Here is a 22,215-nt window from a genome sequence, read left to right as displayed (position 1 = left end):
GCTGCGGTCACTGCCGCCTAGAAGAATCAGCACTTGATCATCCTCAAGATAATGGCCCACGGCAGTGGCGCAAACGCATTCGGCACGCACGTTGCGCGTCAAGCCACTAAGCTCTAGTCGGCGACACGTCATGTGACATACCCCACACCGGAGACAACCCATGCCTCGACATATCGTATTTGACGTCAATGAAACCCTGCTCGACGTATCGGCCCTCGACCCTTTCTTCGAGCGCCTTTTCGGCGAGTCACGTCCACGTAGCGAGTGGTTTTTGACGCTGCAGGAAAACTGGCTGACCGCCACGATCCTTGACCGTTTCCAGCCCTTCGGCGAGTTGGCACAAGGCGCGCTCGTCATGGTCGGCCGTCGTCGCGGCATCGAGATTGCGGCAACGGAACAGCAGGAACTGGTCGATCGGCTCAAGCGGCTGCCTCCCCATGCGGACGTCGCCGAAGCCTTACACCAGTTGAGAGATGCCGGCTTCGAACTCGCGGCACTTACCAACAGCACGCTGGAAGCAGCGAGACAGCAGCTGGAGTCGGCCGACCTGACGGACCATTTCGCTGAGATCATGTCGGTAGACGAAGTGCAGCGATACAAACCGGCGCCCACCCCCTACCTCATGGCGGCGGAACGCCTCGGCATCACGCCAGCCGACTATTACATGGTCGCCGCGCATGCCTGGGATATTGCCGGGGCCGCCAGCGCCGGATGCCGCACCGCCTTCGTCACCCGCCCCGGCAAGGTGCTCAACCCGGTTGGCATCCAGCCGGACATGCGAGGAGACGATCTGCTCGACGTCGCCCGGCAGATCATTGCCCGTGCCCGCTGATCACGATCGCTGAACGCCTCATACCCGGTCGCACACGTATCTGGCTGATATCAGACGATTCATGCACTGCACTGAGTCAATTCGGCGCTGACGAAGCAGACTCGTCATATATTTCTCATATATTATATTGAGTATCATTTTGTATCGCAGCGCTCTTTCTCCTTGCTCGGTTTCCTCATCACTTCTACCTTTTTGATTACAGCGTCAACGAGAGAACGGTTACTCTCCCATGTTTCATGGCGCTTGTTTGCTTGTAGTTAAGCAATTAAACACGGAGGTTTATCATGGCTGAACATCGTGGTGGTTCTGGCAATTTTGCAGAAGATCCCAAGCGCGCCTCTCAAGCTGGCCAGAAAGGCGGCGAGCATAGCGGCGGCAATTTCAAGAACGATCCTGAACGCGCTTCCGAAGCCGGCCACAAGGGTGGCCAGAACAGCGGTGGCAACTTCAAGAACGACCCCGAGCGCGCTTCTGAAGCCGGCCACAAGGGCGGCCAGAACAGCGGCGGCAACTTCAAGAACGATCCCGAGCGCGCTTCTGAAGCCGGCCACAAGGGCGGCCAGAACAGCAGCGGCAACTTCAAGAACGATCCCGAGCGCGCCGCAGAAGCCGGCCACAAGGGCGGCCAGAACAGCGGTGGCAACTTTGCCAACGATCCGCAGAAGGCGTCCGAAGCCGGTAAGAAAGGCGGTAGCCGCTAAGTGCTGAAATAAGCACTGATAAATGACGGTTCATTGATGGTCCAGGGAGTGGCCATATGGGAAACGGATTTCCCGAGTGAACCGATAAAGGCAAAAGAGCTCAGCTCTTTTGCCTTTTATTTTTTCCGGCCATTTGGATTATCCATTCACTGGCTCACTTGATCAAACGACAGGTTCAAAGCGCTACGATCCGTACCTTAAGTTCTGTCTGAAAAGTCGGCGAGCGATACTCAGGCAAGGCAAAAATCAGCGATAAACGGACTGGGCCCGCATTCGGGTTTACGTGCTGTAAATGAGCATTTTGAGCTGGTTTTTAACACTGCATGAGTGAGCGCAGACATTTTTCAGACAGAGCGTAGAGTTCTGCGAACCAATAGTTAACTGCCGTTCTATAAATAAATCACTTATGCAGATTTATGTTAATCAAGCTTGGGTAGAGCCGCGTTATGGCGATGTCTTTTCGTCTGTCCGATCCCTGTCTCGCCTTTCATGCATCTTCAGCCGACCGTTGTGTCATGTCCGGACGTCGGTAGCGCAGCGAACGCTCCACGACGTCGCACCCTGGGCGATACTCCCCTTTCGCCGCGGCCAAGGCACGTACCAGAGTCAGCTCGGCGATACGCGCATGATTCTGCGGCAACGAGTTGACCGGTTGGGGCAGGAAGTCGAGCAGTCGGTCATCGCCAAAAGTGGCCAGGGAGAGTGACTCCGGAAGCCCGCCCTTTTCCAGCAGGACATCGAAGGCTCCATCGAGCAACGTATAGGACGCGGTCACCAACGCGTCGGGCAATCCGTGTTCCTCCATCAGCCGTCGCATCAGTCCGGCCCCCTCGTCACGATCGTAGCGCCGGGCGGTCAGCACCAGGGGTTCTGCCGTGGAACCGGCCAGAGCCTGATGGAACCCCAGACGCCGCTCGCGGGTAATGGAAAGTTCTTCCACGGCATCGAACCAGACGATACGCCGCACGGTCGGCTCCAGCACCGAGCGCGTCAGAGCCTCCGCAGCGCTCGTGTTGCGACTGAGAATGCAAACGAAGCGTGACGGATCCAGCGCCCGGTCGATCGCAATCACCGGCAGGCCGCCAGCCATCAGCTCCTCGTAGAAAACATCTTCCGGGGCCAGACTACTGGCCACGATCAGCGCCTGGCAGCGCTGTGCCCGCAGGGCAAGGGCCAGTTCGCGCTCGGTAGCGGGCTCGTCGTCGGAACCGGCAATCAGCAACTGATATCCCTGCCCACGTGCCCCATGCTCGAGCCGCTTGGCCAGACGTGCGTAACTGGCATTTTCCAGGTCCGGTACGATCAGTCCCAGCGTACGACTCTCGCCCCGGCGCAATGCAGCCGCCTGGGCATCGATACGATAACGGTGATGTTCGACCACGGCCATGACCCGCTCCACCGTGTCGCGGCTGATACGGTAGGCCTGAGCCTTGCCGTTGATCACATAACTGGCAGTAGTACGCGAAACACCGGCGAGACGGGCGATTTCGGCGAGCGTCATGGGAGCTCCTATTCTCAACGGATACCACTTATCCTCAACAGATACCCAGCACAGCGACGCATTCTATCAGCCCTGCGTCGGCGACCCTGCAAAGGTCTTAGCCCATCGTGCTTGATAAAGTGGCTGGAACGTTTCAGCATAGCTTCCCATACAAGGTGACACGATTCAGCTTTCCGAGACAATACGGCTCGAGAAGCCGCGAGGAGGCCCCATGCTCACGCTGAACCAGGACGATGTCCTGCTCGATTGCCGCGCCGAGAACTGGCGCGATGCCCTGGATCAGGCTGCCGCCTCGCTGGTCGAGGCGGGACGCGCCACGCCGGAATATCGTCATGGCCTGCACGAGCGCGAGGCACAGTCATCCACCTATCTGGGCAACGCCATCGCCATCCCTCACGGCACGCCGGCCAGCCGCGATCAGGTGCTGGCAACCGGCGTGCGGGTATTGCAGTTTCCCGAGGGCGTCGAATGGCACGACGGCCATCGCGTCCACGTGCTGGTGACCATCGCCGCTCAGAGCGACGAGCATCTCGATATCCTGCGTGCACTGACCCATGTGCTCGACCGCGAGGGCGTGGCCGAGCAGTTGGCCCGGGCAGAGAGCCGCGCCGAAATCATCGCCCAACTGTCGAAGGCGCCGGTGGTGGCGCGCATCGATGCCGATACGCTGTGTCTGAAGTTTCCGGCCAGGGATCGCTTCGAGCTGGCCCTGGCCGGAGCCGCGCGCCTGCGCCAGGCCGGCTGCGTCGACAGTGATTTCATCGCGGCGATCGTCGAACAGGAACCGGTGGCGCTGGGCCAGGGATTGTGGCTGACCAGCAGCTCGCGCGGCGTGACCACGCCGGCACTGTCGCTGGCCACGCCTGAGTCGGCCTTCGTCGGTTCCCAGGGCGCGGTCAATGGCGTGTTCTGCCTCGCCGCGCGCGAAGATGGCCATCTGGGCCTGCTCGAGCGCCTGGCGGCCCTGCTAGATGCCGGCGACGGCGAAGCGCTGGCGGACGCCGACGTGACCACCGTGCTGGCGCGTCTGGCCGGTGAGAGCGCCAGTGCAGAAACCGCGAGGGCCCGAGTCCTCAACGCCCATGGATTGCACGCCCGCCCCGCCAAGCAACTGGTACAGATCGCCCGTCAGCAGGGTATGCCGATCAAGGTGCGACTGCTCGAAGGCAACGGCGAAGCGATTTCCGCCGCCAGCCTGACCAAGGTCATCGGTCTCGGCGCCCGACGCGGCCAGACACTGGTGTTCTCCGCCGAGGGTGAAGGGGCCGCCGAGGCTCTGCAGGCATTGACCGATGCCGTGCGCGGCGGTCTGGGCGAGCAGGTCACGCCCTTCGAGGAGCACCGCGACTTCGAAGCGCCCGGCGAACGCGAGCCGGTACTCGAGCCGCTCGCCGCCGACACGCCGCATCCTGCCGTGCCGGCGGCGCCGGGCCTGGCGATCGCGCCGGCCTTCGTCATGTGCACGCCGCGTTTCGACTATCCCGAGCGCGCCCGCGATCTCAGTGGCACGCGTGCCGGCGACACCCGCATGCAGAAGACCCGCCTCGATCAGGCGTTGCGCGAGGCGGCCACCCAGCTCGACGCCCTGATTCGGCGTGCCCAGGGTGGCGAGGTGGCTGAAATCCTCTCGATGCACGAGGAGATGCTCGAGGACCCCGAGTTGCGCGAGGCAGCCTTCGAGGGCATCGACGAGGGCCTTTCCGCCGAAGCCGCCTGGTGGCGCGGCGTGGATACCGCGGCGCGCGCCCAGGAAGTGCTCGCCGACCGCCTGCTGGCCGAGCGTGCCGCCGACCTGCGCGACGTCGGCCGCCGCGTGCTGGGTGTCCTCTGTGGCGTCGAACTGCCCACGCCTCCCGACGAACCCTACATTCTGGTCATGACCGACGTCGGCCCCTCCGACGTCGCCCAGCTGGATACCGCCAAGGTGCGCGGCCTGCTCACCGCCCGTGGTGGCGCAACCTCGCATAGCGCGATTCTGGCCCGTGCACTGGGCATCGCCGCCGTGGTAGGGGCCGGTGAGCGCATCATGACGCTGGACAACGGCACCGAGTTGATTCTCGACGGCGAGCGCGGTCGGGTGATTCCCGCGCCATCCAAGGAACGTCGCGAACGTGCCGAGCTGCGCCTCAAGGAGCACGAGGCGCGCGCGAAGGAAGCCTACGCCGCCCGTTTCGAGACCGGCCAGACCCGCGACGGGCACCGCGTCGAGGTCGCCGCCAATCTGGGCAATACCGCCCACGCTGCGGATGCCGTCGAACATGGCGCCGAAGGCGTGGGGCTGCTGCGCACCGAATTCGTGTTCATGGCCCATGCCGAGGCACCCGACCTCGCCACGCAGATCCGCGAATACCGCCAGGCCATCGACGCCCTCGACGGGCGCCCTCTGGTGGCGCGCACGCTGGATGTGGGGGGTGACAAGCCGCTGCCCTACTGGCCGCTGCCTCAGGAAGACAATCCCTTCCTGGGCCTGCGCGGCATCCGCCTGGCGCTGACCCGCCCGGAAATTCTCGAGACTCAACTGCGTGCGCTACTGATGGCGGCGGGCAACAGTCCGCTGCGCATCATGTTCCCCATGGTCAAGGACGTGGCCGAATTCCGTGCCGCCCGGGCCATCGTCGCGCGCCTGCAGCAGGAGATCCAGGCACCCGACGTGCAGCTCGGCGTGATGATCGAGATTCCCTCCTGCGCTCTGCTGGCGCCGAGTCTCGCCGAGGAGGTCGACTTCTTTTCCATCGGCACCAACGATCTGACCCAGTACACCCTGGCCATCGACCGCGGTCACGCCGAACTCTCCGCGCAAGCCGACGGCCTGCATCCGGCAGTGCTGCGACTGATCGAGATGACCGTCACCGCCGCCCACGCCAAGGGGAAATGGGTGGGTGTATGCGGCGAGCTGGCCAGTGACGCTCAGGCGGTGCCGGTACTGGTGGGGCTGGGCGTCGACGAGCTCTCCGTCTCCATCCGCCAGGTGCCGATGGTCAAGGCTCGCCTTCGCGAGCTGACCCTCGACGAGGCACGTCGACATGCCGGGATCGCCCTGCGCCAGGCCACCGGCGAAGCCGTTCGTGAAGCCCTGGAGGCGCTGTGATGGCCAGGGTTCTCACGATCAGCCTCAATCCTGCGCTGGATCTGGCGATTCGCCTGCCACGCCTCGCGCCGGGCGAAGTCAACCGCACCGAGTCGACCCGCCTCGATGCCGCCGGCAAGGGTGTCAACGTGGCCCGCGTGCTGGTGGCGCTGGGCCACGAAGTGACGGTGTCGGGCTTTCTCGGCGCCGACAATGACACGCCCTTCGTACACGCCTTCGTCGACATGGGCGTAGAAGATGCCTTTCTGCGCGTGCCCGGCGAAACACGCATCAACGCCAAGCTATCCGAGCACGACGGACGCGTCACCGATATCAACGGGCCCGGCCTGGCCATTGCTCGCGGCGCTCTCGCGGAGTTGCTCACACGACTCGAGGCCCTGGCCGGCGACCCGGCAAGCCGCCCCGATGCGGTGGTGATCGCCGGCAGCCTGCCGCCCGGCATCACCGCGGACGATCAGGCCGCGTTGATCCGGCGCCTGCGGGAACTCGGACTGGCGGTGTGGGCCGATACCAGCGGCCCGGCGCTGACGGCGGCCATCGCCGCCATGCCCACGGCGGTCAAGCCCAACGAGCAGGAACTCGCCGACTGGGCCGGCGAAGCGCTGGAAAGCGACGCGTCCCGGCTGCGCGCGGCACGTCGGCTGCACGAGGCCGGCATCGACGAAGCGCTGCTCTCCGCCGGCAGCGCAGGTGTGCTGTGGGTCAGTCGCCGCGGCGCCTGGCTCGCCACGCCGCCGGCCGTGGACGTAGCCAGCACCGTCGGGGCCGGTGACACGCTGCTTGCCGGTATGCTCCATGGCGTCCTGGCAGACCTTCCCGTTGAACAGGCGCTACGTCTGGCGACGGCCTTGTCCGCCGAGTCCGTCCGGCATGTCGGCGTGGGCGATCCTCATGCCGCCGATTTCGACACACTTCAACAGCAGACTCACGTGCGCTGTCTAGACGACGTCCCGGGGGAGTACCCATGAACGTGATCCTGATCACCGCCTGCCCGAGCGGCATGGCCACGACCTTTCTCGCCGCCCGCCGCCTCGAGCAGGCCGCCAGGCGCCGCGGCTGGCAGCCTAGCGTGGAGATGCATGGCGAGCTCGAGCCGCCCAGGCCGGTCAGCGCCGCCGACATCGAGGCTGCCGAGCTGATCGTGGTGGCCGCCGCCACGATTCCCGATCCCCGGCGCTTTGCCGGCAAGCGGCTGTTCCAGGCACCCATCGCCCAGGCGCTGCCGGACCCGGCAGGCTTCCTCGAGCGTGCCAGCCGTGACGCGGCACCCTTCAAGGCGCCCGAAGCCGCGCCAGCTTCTCCAGCATCCGGAGCTGCACTCGATACTTCGCCGGGCGATTCGCAAGCGAAGAGGATCGTCGCAGTGACGGCGTGCCCCACCGGCGTGGCGCATACCTTCATGGCGGCCGAGGCGCTTGCCGAGGCGGGCCGCTCGCTGGGGCATCACATTCGCGTCGAGACGCAGGGCTCCGTCGGTGCCCAGAACGAACTGAGCGACGAGGAAATCCGCGATGCCGACGTGGTGATCCTGGCCTGCGACATCGAAGTCGACCCGACGCGCTTCGCCGGCAAGCGCATCTGGCGGACTTCCACCGGCAATGCCTTGAAAAAGCCCAGGCCGACCATCGAGACGGCACTGGCCAAGGCCGAAGTCGAGAGCCAGGGCGCCGCAGCCCCCGGGGGCGAGCGCAAGAAGAGCGCCAAGGAGAAAGGCGTCTACAAGCACCTGCTGACCGGCGTATCGTTCATGTTGCCGATGGTGGTCGCAGGGGGTCTGCTGATCGCGCTGTCGTTCGTGTTCGGCATCGAGGCGTTCAAGGAAGAGGGCACGCTGGCGGCCGCTCTGATGCAGATCGGTGGCGGCAGTGCCTTCAAGCTGATGATCCCGGTACTGGCCGGTTACATCGCCTATTCCATCGCCGACCGGCCGGGCATCGCGCCGGGCATGATCGGCGGCTGGCTGGCCGCGGACATCGGCTCGGGGTTCATCGGCGGCATCCTGGCCGGTTTCCTGGCTGGCTATACCGCCAAGGCCGTGACCCGCTATTTCAAGCTGCCGGCGAGCGTCGAGTCGCTCAAGCCGATCCTGATCATTCCGCTGATTGCCAGCCTGGTGACCGGCCTGGTGATGATCTATGTCGTTGGCGAGCCAGTGGCCGGTCTCCTGGCGGCGTTGACCAGCTTCCTCGAGAACATGGGCTCGACCAATGCCGTGCTGCTCGGCATCCTGCTCGGCGCGATGATGTGCTTCGATCTCGGCGGGCCGGTCAACAAGGCCGCTTACACCTTCGGAGTCGGCCTGCTCGCCTCCGAGACCTACGCGCCGATGGCGGCGATCATGGCCGCCGGCATGGTGCCGGCACTGGGCATGGGCATCGCCAGCTTCGTCGCCCGCCACAAGTTCTCCGAGACGGAGCGCGAGGCCGGCAAGGCGTCGTTCGTGCTGGGACTATGCTTCATCAGCGAAGGCGCCATTCCCTTCGCCGCCAAGGACCCGTTGCGGGTGATTCCGACCAGCATGGTGGGAGGTGCGGTGACCGGGGCGCTATCGATGCTGTTCGGCGCCAAGCTGATGGCGCCCCATGGCGGCATCTTCGTGCTCCTGATTCCCAACGCCATCACCCCGGCCCTGCTCTACCTGCTGGCGATCGTCGCGGGCGCCTTGATCACCGGGCTGGGCTATGCCTTCATCAAGCGCGGTGAAGCGCCGGTCGCGGTCGACGCCAGCACCTGATCTCACCACCGTCCGTCAACGACGCCACCGCCATGTGCGGTGGCGTCGCGTTTTCAGCCAGCGTGTCGCGTCTCCTGCCCCCATCACTCCCTTCTGTCGATCCCCGCGCTATCGACCCCGCTTACCACATCAGCCCGCTGGCGCGCAGGACGCGCTTGGCCACGGCGCTCTCCAGTGCGCGGGGGTAAGCGCTCATCAGCGTGACCCGCGACTTGGCCCGGGTCACGCCGGTATAGGCCAGTTCGCGAGTCAGGATCGGGTTGGGCCGGTCGGGCAGTACGAACAGCACGTGATCGAACTCCGAGCCCTGGGACTTGTGCACCGTCATGGCGAAGACCGTCTCGACATCGGCGAGCCGCCCCGGCAGCACGGCACGCAGCCGCTCGCTCTGAGGGAAGAACACCCGCAGGCGTCCGTCCATGGCCGGATCCGCCAGGGTCAGGCCGATATCGCCGTTGTACAACCCCAGCGCAGGGTCGTTGCGGGTCACCATCACCGGCCGGCCGGCATACCAGCCGCGCGTGGCGGGAATCAGACCCTCGCGATACAGCGCCTCGCCGATTCGCTGGTTGAGTCCTTCCACGCCCCAGGGACCGCGGCGAAGGGCGCACAGCACCTGGAACCTGGCAAAGGCAGCGAGAACCGTCTCGGGGCTCGCGCCGTCACGCAGCAGGCGGAGGTAGGCCCGATACCCCTGCAGCGCCGTGCGCTCGAGCAGACGATCCTGCTCGTTCTCGAGGTTATGCCAGTCGATATCCTTGAAACCATCGTGCCACACCCGCCCCAGCGCCACGCCGTCGCCGGCATTGGCCGCCCGCGCCAGCGCACCGATGCCACTGGCAGAATCGAAGCGGTAACTCCTGCGCAGTACCACGACATGGTCGGCCAAGCGTCCGCTGCCGGGTCCGCCGTGCTCCGCGTCCTGGCAATCGCTGAAATCCTCGCCGGTCATGGCGGTCAGATAGGCTGTCGTATCCGGCGAATAGCGCGCCCGCTCTGCCCCCTGACACAAGTCGCCGAGCACCGAGCCAGCCTCCACCGAGGCCAACTGATCCTTGTCGCCGAGCAGAATCAGACGGGCCTCGTCGGGTAGCGCCTCGAGCAGCGCAGCCATCAGCTCGAGATCGACCATCGAGGCCTCGTCGACCACCAGCAGATCCAGCGCCAGTGGATGGCGGGCATGGTGGCGAAAGTGGCGGGTATCGGGGCGTGCCCCGAGCAGGCGATGCAACGTCGTGGCCTCGCGGGGCAGACTGGCTGCCACGGCTTCGTCGATGTCGAGTCGCGCCACCGCACCGCCCATCGACTCGGTCAGGCGCGCGGCGGCCTTGCCAGTGGGCGCCACCAGGCGGATGGTCATCGCCCGTCCGGTATCGTGCACGGCGGCTTCCTGCAACAGCGCCAGCAGCCGCGTAACGGTGGTGGTCTTGCCGGTCCCGGGCCCGCCGGAGATCACCGTCAGCCGGTTGCGCAACGCCAGCGCCACTGCGGCCTTCTGCCAGTCATGCTCACCGGGATCCATCTGGTTGGCGGCGAACAGTGCATCCAGGCGCGAGCGCAGCGATGCCGGCACTTCGAGCGGCGCCCCCATGCGATCGGCCAGACGATCGGCCACGGCACGCTCGCATTGCCAGTAGCGCCGCAGATACAGGCGCGATCCGTGCAGTACCAGAGGCGTCAATGCCGATGCGTCAGCAGCATCCGCCACGCTGACCAGTCGCGACGCGCTCAGACAGCCGGTCCAGGTCGCGAGATCGAGCGCCGCCAGCAGCCGTTCGGGAGAGACGATGCGTGCCGCCGGATCGTCCGGGTCATGGCGGCCGTCCTGGGGCGGCAGCGACAGCACCGCGCCGGGATCGCGCAGCGCCTGGGCCAGATCGAGACACACGTGCCCGCGCCCGAGCTGGTGGCTGGCCAGCGCTGCGCCCAGCAGCACGCACTCCTCGGCCCGGGTATCATGGGTCTCGAGAAAGCGCACGAAGTGAGCGTCCAGTGCCCTCAGCCACCCCAGCTCCACCCACACGTCGAGCACCTCCGCCAGACTCGGCAGCGGCGCCTGCGCCTCACGAGACGGCCACGCCAGATCGCCCTGGGCGTCGAACAGCACGCCCTGCACCGGTGCGTCATCCTGCCGCTCAGGCATAGGTCGGCGCCTCCGTGGTCTCGCGGCAGGCCCGGCCTTCGAGCCAGGCATCCAGCGTCTCGATCAGCTCGCGCCGCGGACGGCGATGCAGCACCCCGCTGCCGCCCGTCTCCTGCATGCCGCGCAGGAAGGCATAGAACACGCCGCCCACATGGGTGTCATAGTCGTAATCGGGCAGACGGCTCTTGAGCAGACGGTGCAGGGCCAGCAGATAGATCACGTACTGCAGGTCGTAGCGATGCTCGACCATGGCTGCCAGCATGGCCGGCTCGTCATAATCTTCCGGGACATCGCCGAGGTGGTTGGATTTCCAGTCGAGCACGTACCAGCGCCCGCCGGCCTCGAACACCAGATCGATATACCCCTTGAGCATCCCCTCCAGGCAGCGCGGCGCCAGGCGCGGACGCACTCCCGGCAGCGCTTCGTGCCGTTGCACCAGCGCATCGAGCTGCTGACTCCAGGCCCGGGTAGCCGGCAGCCAGAACTCCAGCTCCACCTTCCAGGCGCTCAGCCGGCCCAGGTGAATCCCCTGCCCCAGGGCGGCGGGCAGAATGCGCGTCAGCCAGTCGTGCAGCACCGTCTCCCACTGCACGTCGTAGCCGTTGAATGCCAGCCGCGAACGGATCAGGCGCACCAGGCCGGCCTCGTAGTCGGGCTGCCCCAGGCAGTCGAAATCGATACCTTCGAGCAGGCCATGCAGGAAGGTACCCGCTCGCGGTCCGCGCGGGAAGTCGCACAGGGTACGCACCGGCGGCTGGGGCGTCGGGGTGCGCTCCTCGAGCACCTCGACATCCAGCCCACCTGCGGTTTCGGGACTGTCGGGCACGGGCTCGACGGTGCCGTCCGTCGCCTCGTCGGGGCGTCGTGCGCCCTCGAGCAGCGATGAATAGGAGGCGATCCACCAGCCGCGGTCGATGCGCCCGTCGAAGCGCCGCGCCGGACGCATCGCCGTCTGCGGCTCGCGCAGTTGCATCCGGCGCGCCTCGGCGACCGGCGGCGGACATAGCGCCACGCAGCGATCATCGATCAGCGCCTCGAGGCATTCGCGCAGGCGGGCGCCGCCGAGACTCGTTTCACCTTCCGCCAGCAGAGCGCCGACGGCCGAGCGGATCAATGTCGTCGCATCCACCGCCTCGCCCTTGCGCACGCGCCCCTTGTAGAGCGGCGCCAGTCCCATCCGACAGGCGAACTCGGCCCGGGTCAGCGCCACGTAGAGCAGACGCAGATCCTCGGCGAGCCGCTCGTCATCGGCGAGCTGACGCTGTTTGGCGGAAGGCTTGACGGCCACGCCACGTCCCGGCGCCGAGTCCGCATCCGTGTCGAGCGGCACGTGGCAGTGCGCGACGCGGCTGTCGATCTCACGGTAGTCGCAGATGAACGGCAGGTAGACGATGGGATATTGCAGCCCCTTGGACTTGTGGATGGTCACCACACGCACCAGCGTCTCGTCGCTTTCCAGGCGCTGAATCAGCCCTTCCGGGTCGAGCCCCTCCTCGAAGCGCCCGTCCAGGGCCCGGTGCCACCAGCGCAGCAGGGCCTGCTCGCCATCGAGCTTCTGGCTCGCGGCCTGGGCCAGCTCGCCCAGGTGCAGCAGATCGGTGAGACGTCGTTCGCCGTCGCGACGCGTCAGCAGGCGCTCGCCGATGCGGAAGTCGCGCATCACCGCACGCAGCATGGGCAGTACGCCGCGTCGCCACCATAGCTGATGATAGTCGCTGAAGCGCTCGACCATGCTTTCCCAGGCCACCTCGTCGTTGCCGATGCGCGCCACATCCTCCAGGGAGTCGGAGAGCAGCCGCGTGGCCAGCGCCGCGCGCAGGCGGCGGTCGTCGCGCGGGTGAGCTACCGCCTCGAACAGCTGCAACAGCCAGAAAGCCTCGCGGGAGGCGAATACCGAGGTCTTCTGGCTCAGGTAGACGCTCTTGATGCCACCGGCGTCCAGTGCCTCGCGGATCAGGTCGGCCTCGCGCCCGGTGCGCACCAGGATGGCAATGTCCGCCGGCCGGACGCCACGCAGGTCGTCCTGCGCCCCGCCGAAACCGATGGTCCCCGCGTCGCCGCCCTCGAGCAGATGCTGGATATCGGCACGCGTGGCCTCGGCCATGCGCGTGCGGTAGTCGCTCACCGCCACCGACGTCGTCGCCTCCGGCAGCCAGAAGGTCAATGCCGGCACGGCGTCGCCGTGATCCAGCAAGCGCTCGTCGCGATCGTTGGCGCGCACCTCGACGAAGGGAATCTCCTCGGTACGAAACGGGATGCGGGCACACTGGAACAGACGGTTGACCGCCTCCACCATGGCCCGGGTGGAGCGGAAGTTGCGGTCCAGCGTGTAGCGTGCCGGTGTCTCGCGCCGGGCGGCGAGATAGGTGTGGATGTCGGCACCGCGAAAGGCGTAGATCGCCTGCTTGGGATCGCCGATCATCAGCAGCGTGCAGGGCGCCGGGGCATCATCGTCGGCCGGCTCGGTCACGCGCTCATGGCGCGAGGCGTAGATCGTCGAGAAGATCCGGTACTGCACCGGGTCGGTATCCTGGAATTCGTCGATCATCGCGACCGGCAGTTCATGGCGAATGCGCGCGGCAAGACGCGCTCCCGTGGGACCGCGCAGGGCGTCGTCGAGGCCGTTGAGCAGGTCGTCGAAGTCCCATTGCCCACGCCGGCGCTTCTCGTCAGCCAGCGCCTGGGCCAGATGGTCGCGGGCATGCGCCAGTACCCAGGGACGCCAGTCGGGCTGGGCGTCCTGGCACTCGACCAGCGCATCCAGCGCAGCAAAGAGCGCATGCCGAGGCGGCGTGGCGCCCTTCTTGGCCGCGCCCTCCAAGCGCCGCTGGCCACACCAGACCTGCCCTTTGCTGTCGAGCAGCGCCGCCGGCAATACCGGCTCGCTGCCGGCGGCCCATTGGGCCAGGGCGTCGAGCCGGGCATCGAGATCCGCGGCCTTGAACTGGTTGGCATTGAGCGTCCTGGCCGTCATCGCCTCGTGCAGCAGCGCCTGCACCTCGTCGCGGCAGTCGCGCCAATGGCGCCGGGCGTGCTCGGCAGCGGCTTCCAGTGCCTGGCGCGATGTCTCCAGCTCACCCAGCGCCCGCGCCAGATCCCGTGGTGCCTCCACGGGCACCTCGGACCAGACCAGCGGTTGCGGTCGCCCGCCGTGCAGCAGCACGCGCACTGACTCGCCGAGATCGGCCGGGGTCTTCCAGGCTTCGCTGATCGCGGCCTGCACGCTGGACGGCAAGGGATAGAAAGTGCAGCGCCAGTAATCCTCGACCACGGCATTGAACAGTCGCCGGGCATCGGCGACCAGCTCGGCGGCGAACAGACTGCCCGAATCGAAGGCATGGCGCTTGAGCATGCGCTGGCAGAAGCCGTGAATGGTGTAGATCGCTGCCTCGTCCATCAGCCGCGCGGCTCCGTCGAGGCGCCGGGCACAGGCCAGATGCTCGTCGGGCGCTATTCGCTCGAGCAGCGCACGCAGCACGCCGTCGGGCTCGCGGCGCCCGAGCAGCGCATCGCGGGCTTCCTTGAGGCGCGCGCGAATACGCGCACGCAGCTCCTCGGTGGCCGCCTCGGTGAAGGTCACCACCAGTATCTCCGGCGGCATCAACGGGCGGGGATAATCATACTCGCCGTCATGTCCCCCACGCGCCAGGCACGGCCCCATGACCAGACGCAGATACAGGGCCGCCAAGGTGAAGGTCTTGCCGGTGCCGGCGCTGGCCTCGATCAGGCGCCGTCCGGTCAGCGGCAGCGTGGGAATGTCCAGCCGCCGTGAGGCTTCCTCGCTCGGGGATGCCTGGACGGGTTCATCGATCATCGGCATGGTTCCCGGCCTCCTGCAGCGTACGAATCAGATCGTTCCAGAGCGGCGCATAGAGTGCCCGGGCGCACGGTTCGAAGTCACCGGCCACGAGGCCAGCAAAATCGGCCCACAGCTCGCCCAGCAGCGGCTCACTGTCACGCAGCGCCGCCATGCCGTTGAAGCTGCTCTCCTCATAGCGGACCCGTGCAGCCTCGCGAGCCTGCGCCAGGGATTCCGAGTCACCCATGTTCCGTGTCGCCTCGGTGACGTCAGGCTGCGGCGCCAGCCAGACGAACGCCAGCTCGGGGGCGCAGGCCAAGGGGGCCTGGCGTGCCTGCCACCAGAGGCCGAGCAGCTGTTGCAGGCGATGGCTCGCCACGCTGGCATCAGGGGGGGTGAGAACCACCTCGCGATCCTCGAACAGCGCCCCGACATGCACCCTCAGGCCATTGGCAGCCAATGCCTGCTGGGCCAGCCAGGCGCCGAACAGCCGATGGGGCTTGCCCCACTGAGCCAGACATCCCTGCCTGTCGAGACTGAAGCGCCCGTAGTGTCCCGGCTCCAGTTGCCAGCGCCACAGTCGCCCGGCGGCGTCACGGGCCAGGCCGTCGAGACGCTCTTCGAAGGTCACTTCCACGCCGCTGTCGGGGCAGCGGTAGCGGCTTGTGACCTGCACCGGCGGGAGCGCCTCCAGTTCGGCGGTCAGGGCGCGCCAGCGGGTCAGCTGGGCCGTGAGCGGGCCGGAAAGACGCTGCAGCAACGCCTCGCCGAAGCCCAGCGCCGGCAAGCGTCCGTCATGCATCAGCCGCGCCACGGCATGATCGAAGCCCGTCCCTTCCGGGCCGTCGCGTCCGGCAACGAGCAGCTCGCGCTTGAGCATATGGATTTCCAGCCCGTCGGGATAGAAGGGCTCGGCATCTTCGTCGGGCACCTGGACGTCACGGAACACGACGCCGAGACGCTCACCGATGCAGACTCGCGGCGGCAGGCGCAACAGCGTCTCGAGCGCCCCCAGTCCCAGCGGCGCCTCGGGGGCCACATCGGGTGCCAGCGTCACGTTGGGCGTGGCGTCGGATGCCGCCCTGTCGCGAAGATGCAGGGTCTCCCAACTGCGCTCGTAAGTGGCGAAGGACGAGTCCTGGCGAAAGTAGCGTGCCGAGAACGGCTGCAGCGGATGTTCCTCGACCAGGCGTCGCCACAGCGCTCGCTCGTCGAATGCCTCGCCCGCGGGCCGCCAGCCCAACGCCACGCAGTCCAGCAGCTCGTTGACCAGCACCGAGGGCGGGCGCTCGACGTTGTCGCGCTGATCGCGGCCGACCCACGAAAGGCTCAGCCGGTCACGGGCGGAGAGCAGCGCCTCGAGCATCAGGTAACGGTCGTCGTCGCGCCGCGAACGGTCGCCCGCGCGGCCGCGTCCGGCCATCAGATCGAAATCCTGGGGCAGGCGCGAACGCGGATAGTCGCCATCGTTCATGCCCAGCAGATGCACCTCGCGAAACGGGATCGCCCGCATCGGCATCAGGGTGGCGAAGTTGACCTTGCCGGCCAGGAAGCGCTGGGCCAAACCGCCATCGTCGAGTGCCCCGGTCAGTGCATCGCGCACCACCACCAGCGACAGCGGCTCGGCGAAATCGGCGCACTCGCAGTCGCCATGCCAGCTCTCGATCGCCTGATCGATGCGCGCGAGGATGTCGTGCTCGGCGGCGTCCTGCGGGGCGAGACAGGCGTCGAGCAGCTCGCGCAGCCTTGCGACCCATTGCTGCGGCGTCGCCGTGGTGCGCAGGATGCGGCAGTGGTGTTCCAGTGTCTGGATCAGACTCGCCAGCCGCCCGGCGAGATCGGCCTCGAGTCCGCCGACCTCATCATAAGGCGCGATGCCGTCGAAGGCGTGCGCCCTCGCAGCGCCCGGCTCGCCGATGGTTTCCGCGGCGCTCCATGTGTCTACCGCTCCCACCGCATAGCCCAGCAGCATGCGCTCGAGCCCGAACGCCCAGGTATTGTCATGCAGATCCGGCAGCCCCAGGGCCCGGCGGTGGTCGCGGTCGAGCCCCCAGCGCACGCCGCTGCCCGCCAGCCACTGGCGCAGCCGGTCGAGCTCATGCGCCTCGATGGCGAAGCGCCGCCGGAAGGCCGGCACGTCCAGCGCGTCGAGAATCTCGGAGACACCGAGACGCCGCTGGGGCAGTTCCAGCAGGTGCAGCACGCAGGCCAGCAGCGGATCGGCCTGGGAGGCCAGCCGGTCAGCGATGGTGAAGGGAATGTGGCGGGGATCGTTTACCGGCACCTGGCCGAACACCGCGTCGATGAACGGTGCGTAGCGATCGATGTCCGGTACCATCACGATGACGTCGCGCGGCTTGAGGCTCGGGTCGCGCTCGAAGGCTTCCAGCAGCCGGTCGTGGAGGATCTCCACCTCGCGCAGCGGCGAGTGAGCGCTGACCAGCGACAGCGAGCGGTCCTCGGGGGCGATCTCGCGCGGGCCGCCCTCCTCCTCGGCGCGCTCGCCGGGATGCACCAGATCCAGGATCTCCTGCTGCAACTGTGCGAGCAATGGAACCGCGACACGCCCGGCGGCATTCTGCATGGCATCTTCCACGCCCTCTTCCGCCACGTCCGCCACGACGTCACGGAACGCGTCGGTTTCCAGATCGAAGGGGTGCGCGCTCTCGAACTCGTAGAGTCCGACGATGAAGTCGCGCCCCTGGGTGCCCCACCCCGACAGCAGCGGATTGGCGCGCAGGTGCAGCCCCTCGCCGTCGATGCCCTCCAGACGCGGCGCCTCGGGATGGCGGGCAGTGCGCGCGCCAGAGAGCCGGCCGAGGCGCTTGATGGCATCGCGATCGGCGACCACGTCGCCCCAGTAGTAGCGGCACGGGTTGGTGATCATCAGCACCACGTCCATGACGCCTGACAGCGCATGCAGCGCTTCCAGGGTCTGAGCCGGGAGTGCCGAGATGCCGAACACGAACAGTCGCGGCGGCAGTACCGCAGGCAGCGTCTCGAGGCGCCGTGCCCGGTCGAGATAGCGCCGATGCAGGGCGGCGCGGTGGCACTGACGTTCGTCCTGCGGCGCATCGTCGAGCAGCGCACGCCACAGAATGGGTTGCCAGCGCTGATCGTCGGGCAGATCCCCCAGTGCCGTTTCACCGGCCTCCCAGGCGGCGATCCAGTCGGGGCGATACACCAGGTACTGGTCGTAAAGATCCGCCAGCTTGGCGGCCAGTTGCCAGGTCTTGCGCCCGTCGCCCGCCCCGTCACGGTCGTCGTGCAGATAGTGCGCCAGCGGGGAAAAGTCCTCGCGCGCCAGCAGCCCCGGCAGCAGACGCATCAGCCGCCAGGTCAGCGGTCCCTTGTCGAAGGGCGACTGCAGCGGGATCTGATCGCCCAGCACGGCGCGGTAGGCACGCCACACGAAACTCGACGGCAGCGGGAAATCCACCGAGGCGGCAATGCCGTCCTTTTCGGCCAGCGCGATACGCAGCCACTGCGCCATGCCGTTGGACTGCACCAGGAAGGTCTCGGGTACCAGCGGCGGCAGCGGCTGACGCGCGATCAGCGTCAGGGCCAGGTCGCGCAGGTCTTCGAGATGGTTGGCATGCAGGACGGTGAACATGAGCGCTCCGGGGGACAATGGCTGACATCCTACCTGTCCCGGCGTCGGAGAGCATCTGCCGGGGTGGTGCATTACCGTCTTCGGAGGCAAAAATATGATAGGCTGTAAATCATATCGTTAGTATTCGGCACCTTGCGTGTCATTGCCGCTGCTCCACGCACCCTGTTTTCAGGAGGCCACTCTTGGAACCCTTGGCGCCCCCCCACTCCTGTACCTCCGAAGGCGAGCCCCGACGGATAGGAGTGGAAATCGAATTCGCCGGCCTGTCGCCGGTGCTGGCCGCCGATCTGGTCGTCAATCTGTTCGGCGGCACGCTGACGCGCATCAGTGCGCACCGTCTGGTCGTGGAAGAGACCCGCTGGGGCAAGTTCACCATCGAGCTCGACAGCAAGTACGTCCATCCTGACGAAAAGATGCTGAGCCAGATTCACGCCACCCCCGGCACGCCGCTGTCGGCCGGCGACCAGATGCGCCTCGAGCTGCACACCAAGACCCGCGAGTGGTTCGGCGACATGGTGGCCGGCGTGGTTCCCACGGAAATCGTCACGCCGCCGGTGCCCTGGAACGAGCTGGGCGAGCTGGACTGCCTGTTCGAGGCCCTGCGCGAGCATCACGCCAAGGGCACCGACGCCAGCGTGCTCTATGGTTTCGGCATGCATCTCAACCCGCAGGTCCCCAGCGAGGAAAGCGATAGCGTTCTGGCGCATCTGCGCGCCTATCTGATCCTTGCCGCCTGGCTGCGCGACGAGATCCGCATCGACATCACCCGCGAGGTGCTGCCGCATGCCAATCCGTTTCCCAAGCCCTACGCTCTCAAGGTGCTGTCGACGGCCTATACGCCGGATCTCGACACGCTGATCGCCGATTACCTCGACTACAACCCGACCCGCAACCGCGAGCTGGACCTGTTTCCCCTGTTCGCGCATCTCGTGCCGGACTCGCCGAACCCGCTGCTGCATGAGGAGCTGGTCAAGCCGCGACCGACCTATCATTACCGACTCCCCAATGCCCAGCTCTCCGAGCCCGGCTGGGGCGCGGTGAACGAGTGGAACCGCTGGGTCGAGGTGGAGCGTCTGGCCGCCGATCCGGCACGCCTGAAGGAGCGTTCCCTGGCCTACATCGAACATCATACCCAGTCGTCGATGGCGCGCTGGCTGGACAAGCTGAGAAAATGGATGAACGAATGAGTCGGCGTCCCCTGATCGGTATCACGACCTCGGATCACAAAAGCCTCATCTCCTGGTGGTGCGACTGGCTGGCCGTGCGCCGTGCCGGTGGTCAGCCGGTACGCCTGTCGCCGTCACGCCCGGTTCCCGAGGGGCTCAGCGGCCTGGTGGTCGGCGGCGGGGACGACATCGGCGCTCAACTCTATGGCGGCGAGGTGGAGCTGGACGTGCGCGTCGACCCGGAGCGCGACGCCCTGGAACTCGAGCTGCTCGACCGTTTCGTGCCCGGCGGCTGCCCGGTGCTGGGGATCTGTCGCGGCTCGCAGATCATCAATGTCTATCTCGGCGGCTCGCTGGTCAGCGACATCTATACCACCTATGAGCATGTCAAGAAGCGGCGCACGGTGCTGCCGCGCAAGACCGTCGATATCACCCGCCACAGCCGCCTGCACGATATCCTCGGCGTCAGCTGGTGTCGGGTGAACAGTCTGCATCATCAGGCGGTGGCCCGCCCCGGCAAGGGACTCACGGTGGTCGCGCGCGATCGCGAAGGACTGGTGCAGGGCATCGAGAGCCGCCATCATCCCTTTCTCATCGGCGTACAGTGGCACCCCGAATTCCTGATCTTCAACCGTCCGCAGCAACGCCTCATCCGTGCGCTGGTGCAGGCATCCCAGGAGTACTGCGCACCGTCCCGGGATACCGAAGCCGCAGCCGAGACCGGCAGTTCGCGAGAGTAGACGAACCGCCGCTACGTGGCGAGTCTCGTGCATGCGCTGGCCTCGCAGGCGACGATAGGGTAAAACGCACGCGTCCGTCCGGTGCCCGCAGCAAACCCGAACGGCCTCCCTGTCGTGCGAAACCTGGAGTGCATCCATGCTGGAAGTCATCTGCCTATCGTTCGCCCTGGTCCTCGGCCTTGTCGCTCGCGCCTTCGGCCTGCCTGCGCTGATCGGTTTCCTGGCGGCGGGCTTCATGATCAATCCCCTCGGCAAATGGCTGGCCCTGCCCCACTCCACGCCGGAAGTTCTCGATCATGTGGCCCATCTCGGCGTACTGCTGCTGCTGTTCAGCGTGGGGCTCAAGCTCAAGCTCAAGAGCCTGGTGCAACCCGAGGTCATCGGCGGGGGGCTGCTCCATTTCGCCGTCACCGTCGCCGTGCTCGCGCCGGGCCTGCACTGGGCAGGAGGCGTTGTCTGGACCAACGCTTTGGTACTGGCCATTGCGCTGGCCTTCTCGAGCACCGTGCTCTCGGCCAAGAGCCTGGAGTCAAGGCGTGAGTTGCGCGCCTTTCATGGCCGCGTGGCGATCGGCATCCTGATCATCCAGGATCTGATCGCGCTGTTCGTGCTGGCCTTCTCCATCGGCCAGGTGCCCTCTCCCTGGGCGTTGTGCCTGCTCGGTCTCCCCCTGTTGCGCCCGGTACTCCATCGCCTGATCGATGCCAGCGGTCACGATGAACTGCTGCTGTTGATGGGCCTGGTACTGGCGGTAGTGATCGGCGGTGCCGGGTTCGCGGCACTCGGGCTTTCCGGCGAAGTGGGTGCGCTGTTGCTCGGCGCCCTGGTCTCCCAGCATCCCCGCGCTCAGGAGATCGGCAAGTCGCTGTGGGCACTCAAGGAGCTGTTTCTGGTCGGCTTCTTTCTCAAGATCGGCATGTCGGGCCTGCCCGACTGGCACTCGCTGGGCTTCGCGGTGATCTTCGCCGCCCTGCTGCCGCTGAAAGGCGTACTGTTCTTCTTCCTGCTGATCCTGTTCCGTCTGCGGGCACGCAACGCCTTCCAGGCTGCCATCAGTCTCACCAGCTACAGCGAATTCGGGCTGATCGTGGCGGCGGCTCTGGTCCCCGACGCCCTGGTGGGGCTGGCACTCGCCGTGGCGCTGTCGTTTCTGATCAGCGCGCCGCTGCAGCGCAACGCACACCAGCTTTTCGCCCGTCTCGAGCCGCACCTGATCCGCTTCGAGACCCATACCTGGCATCCCGACGAACAGCCCGCCTCGCTGGGCGACGCCCGCGTCCTGGTCATTGGCATGGGACGCACCGGCACGGCGACCTATGACCGCCTGCGCGATGACAATACAGTCGCCATCGGTATCGATGCCGACCCCAGCCGGGTCGAGAGCCATACGGCCCAGGGCCGTCATGTGGTGTATGCCGATGGTGAGGACATCAGTTTCTGGAATGCCATCGACCTGCGCCGGATCGGCGCCGTGGTGCTGTCACTGCCCGACGCCGAATCGAAGGTCTTCGCTGCCCGACAACTGCGCGCGCATGGATTTACCGGCACCATCGTCGCGCACAGTCTCTATGAAGATGAGGCGCAGGCCATCCGCGAAGCCGGCGCCAACCAGACCTATCTGACCATGCACGAAGCGGGCCTGGGACTTGCCGAGCACGTGCGCCAAGGGCTGGCCGACAAGTACGCGACGAGTTAAGGCAGATTGAAACGGACGCGCGGCGTTGTCAGGCAGGCCCACGCACAAGGGGGAGCTTTCGGCTCCCCCTTGTGTTTGCGATAGCCCTTCTTGGCCAGTTTCTTCCTGTCGGCGAAGGTCTTGCTGCGCTGATACTGCATGGCGTGCTTGTGCACGATATTGCGTGAGCGGCTCGCGTTCATGTCCCCTCCTGTTGCGTTGA

At 66.5% G+C, this 22,215-nt stretch carries 13 protein-coding genes; 8 read left to right on the top strand and 5 right to left on the bottom strand.

The window, feature by feature from the left end:
* The first annotated feature begins 160 nt into the window (after positions 1-160).
* Positions 161-832 (top strand): haloacid dehalogenase type II, encoded by a 672-nt coding sequence (locus tag ACYQ12_RS05935; RefSeq protein ID WP_459869070.1) that lies wholly within the window; start codon positions 161-163, stop codon positions 830-832.
* Between the two features lie 284 nt (positions 833-1,116).
* Positions 1,117-1,533, top strand: a complete 417-nt coding sequence (locus ACYQ12_RS05930; protein WP_459869068.1) for a con-10 family general stress protein — start codon at positions 1,117-1,119, stop codon at positions 1,531-1,533.
* 487 nt (positions 1,534-2,020) lie between these two features.
* Here the strand turns inward: ACYQ12_RS05930 and cra are convergent, their stop codons facing one another.
* Complete coding sequence (gene cra / locus ACYQ12_RS05925; protein WP_459869066.1) at positions 2,021-3,034, bottom strand: catabolite repressor/activator; 1,014 nt, start codon at positions 3,032-3,034, stop codon at positions 2,021-2,023.
* Positions 3,035-3,245: 211 nt separating this feature from the next.
* Between cra and ptsP the strand changes: the two genes are divergently transcribed.
* The 3 genes from ptsP to ACYQ12_RS05910 are packed head-to-tail and all read left to right on the top strand — an operon-like array spanning position 3,246 to position 8,856.
* Positions 3,246-6,122 carry a phosphoenolpyruvate--protein phosphotransferase gene (gene ptsP / locus ACYQ12_RS05920; RefSeq protein WP_459869064.1) on the top strand — a complete coding sequence of 959 codons (2,877 nt, stop codon included), beginning with the start codon at positions 3,246-3,248 and terminating at the stop codon, positions 6,120-6,122.
* Positions 6,122-7,090 carry a 1-phosphofructokinase gene (gene pfkB, locus ACYQ12_RS05915; RefSeq protein ID WP_459869060.1) on the top strand — a complete coding sequence of 323 codons (969 nt, stop codon included), beginning with the start codon at positions 6,122-6,124 and terminating at the stop codon, positions 7,088-7,090. The genes ptsP and pfkB overlap by 1 nt, the downstream gene beginning before the upstream one ends.
* On the top strand, positions 7,087-8,856 hold the full coding sequence (locus ACYQ12_RS05910; RefSeq protein ID WP_459869058.1) for a PTS fructose-like transporter subunit IIB: 1,770 nt from the start codon (positions 7,087-7,089) through the stop codon (positions 8,854-8,856). Before pfkB ends, ACYQ12_RS05910 begins: the two co-directional genes overlap by 4 nt.
* Positions 8,857-8,977: 121 nt before the next feature.
* On the opposite strand, the gene recD is transcribed toward ACYQ12_RS05910, so the two are convergent.
* From recD to recC, 3 genes are read right to left on the bottom strand one after another with little or no spacing between them, the layout of a single operon-like run.
* Positions 8,978-10,999 carry an exodeoxyribonuclease V subunit alpha gene (gene recD / locus ACYQ12_RS05905; protein WP_459869056.1) on the bottom strand — a complete coding sequence of 674 codons (2,022 nt, stop codon included), beginning with the start codon at positions 10,997-10,999 and terminating at the stop codon, positions 8,978-8,980.
* Positions 10,992-14,819, bottom strand: a complete 3,828-nt coding sequence (gene recB / locus ACYQ12_RS05900; protein WP_459869054.1) for an exodeoxyribonuclease V subunit beta — start codon at positions 14,817-14,819, stop codon at positions 10,992-10,994. Before recB ends, recD begins: the two co-directional genes overlap by 8 nt.
* The gene (gene recC, locus ACYQ12_RS05895; RefSeq protein ID WP_459869052.1) at positions 14,803-18,411 is read right to left on the bottom strand and encodes an exodeoxyribonuclease V subunit gamma; all 3,609 of its coding nucleotides are present in this window, start codon (positions 18,409-18,411) and stop codon (positions 14,803-14,805) included. The genes recB and recC overlap by 17 nt, the downstream gene beginning before the upstream one ends.
* 182 nt (positions 18,412-18,593) lie before the next feature.
* On the opposite strand from recC, the gene ACYQ12_RS05890 reads away from it, so the two are divergent.
* From ACYQ12_RS05890 to ACYQ12_RS05880, 3 genes are all read left to right on the top strand, one after another.
* Positions 18,594-19,598: an amidoligase family protein gene (locus ACYQ12_RS05890; protein ID WP_459869050.1), complete on the top strand. Its 1,005-nt coding sequence runs from the start codon at positions 18,594-18,596 to the stop codon at positions 19,596-19,598.
* Positions 19,595-20,317, top strand: coding sequence for a gamma-glutamyl-gamma-aminobutyrate hydrolase family protein (locus ACYQ12_RS05885; RefSeq protein ID WP_459869048.1), 723 nt, complete (start codon positions 19,595-19,597; stop codon positions 20,315-20,317). The genes ACYQ12_RS05890 and ACYQ12_RS05885 overlap by 4 nt, the downstream gene beginning before the upstream one ends.
* Before the next feature lie 136 nt (positions 20,318-20,453).
* Positions 20,454-22,013: a cation:proton antiporter domain-containing protein gene (locus ACYQ12_RS05880; RefSeq protein WP_459869046.1), complete on the top strand. Its 1,560-nt coding sequence runs from the start codon at positions 20,454-20,456 to the stop codon at positions 22,011-22,013.
* Here the strand turns inward: ACYQ12_RS05880 and ACYQ12_RS05875 are convergent.
* The gene (locus ACYQ12_RS05875) at positions 22,010-22,195 is read right to left on the bottom strand and encodes a DUF7230 family protein (protein ID WP_459869044.1); all 186 of its coding nucleotides are present in this window, start codon (positions 22,193-22,195) and stop codon (positions 22,010-22,012) included. The genes ACYQ12_RS05880 and ACYQ12_RS05875 overlap by 4 nt on opposite strands.
* Positions 22,196-22,215 lie beyond the last annotated feature (20 nt).

The sequence above is a fragment of the Halomonas shantousis genome, from assembly GCF_054654615.1.
This window is presented reverse-complemented; position numbering and strand designations above follow the sequence as displayed.

Bases quoted from the DNA above. Each gene is read 5' to 3' on its own strand.
- ACYQ12_RS05935 (WP_459869070.1), top strand. From the start codon at position 161: ATGCCTCGACATATCGTATTTGACGTCAATGAAACCCTGCTCGACGTA.
- ACYQ12_RS05930 (WP_459869068.1), top strand. From the start codon at position 1,117: ATGGCTGAACATCGTGGTGGTTCTGGCAATTTTGCAGAAGATCCCAAG.
- cra (WP_459869066.1), bottom strand. From the start codon at position 3,034: ATGACGCTCGCCGAAATCGCCCGTCTCGCCGGTGTTTCGCGTACTACT.
- ptsP (WP_459869064.1), top strand. From the start codon at position 3,246: ATGCTCACGCTGAACCAGGACGATGTCCTGCTCGATTGCCGCGCCGAG.
- pfkB (WP_459869060.1), top strand. From the start codon at position 6,122: ATGGCCAGGGTTCTCACGATCAGCCTCAATCCTGCGCTGGATCTGGCG.
- ACYQ12_RS05910 (WP_459869058.1), top strand. From the start codon at position 7,087: ATGAACGTGATCCTGATCACCGCCTGCCCGAGCGGCATGGCCACGACC.
- recD (WP_459869056.1), bottom strand. From the start codon at position 10,999: ATGCCTGAGCGGCAGGATGACGCACCGGTGCAGGGCGTGCTGTTCGAC.
- recB (WP_459869054.1), bottom strand. From the start codon at position 14,819: ATGCCGATGATCGATGAACCCGTCCAGGCATCCCCGAGCGAGGAAGCC.
- recC (WP_459869052.1), bottom strand. From the start codon at position 18,411: ATGTTCACCGTCCTGCATGCCAACCATCTCGAAGACCTGCGCGACCTG.
- ACYQ12_RS05885 (WP_459869048.1), top strand. From the start codon at position 19,595: ATGAGTCGGCGTCCCCTGATCGGTATCACGACCTCGGATCACAAAAGC.
- ACYQ12_RS05880 (WP_459869046.1), top strand. From the start codon at position 20,454: ATGCTGGAAGTCATCTGCCTATCGTTCGCCCTGGTCCTCGGCCTTGTC.
- ACYQ12_RS05875 (WP_459869044.1), bottom strand. From the start codon at position 22,195: ATGAACGCGAGCCGCTCACGCAATATCGTGCACAAGCACGCCATGCAG.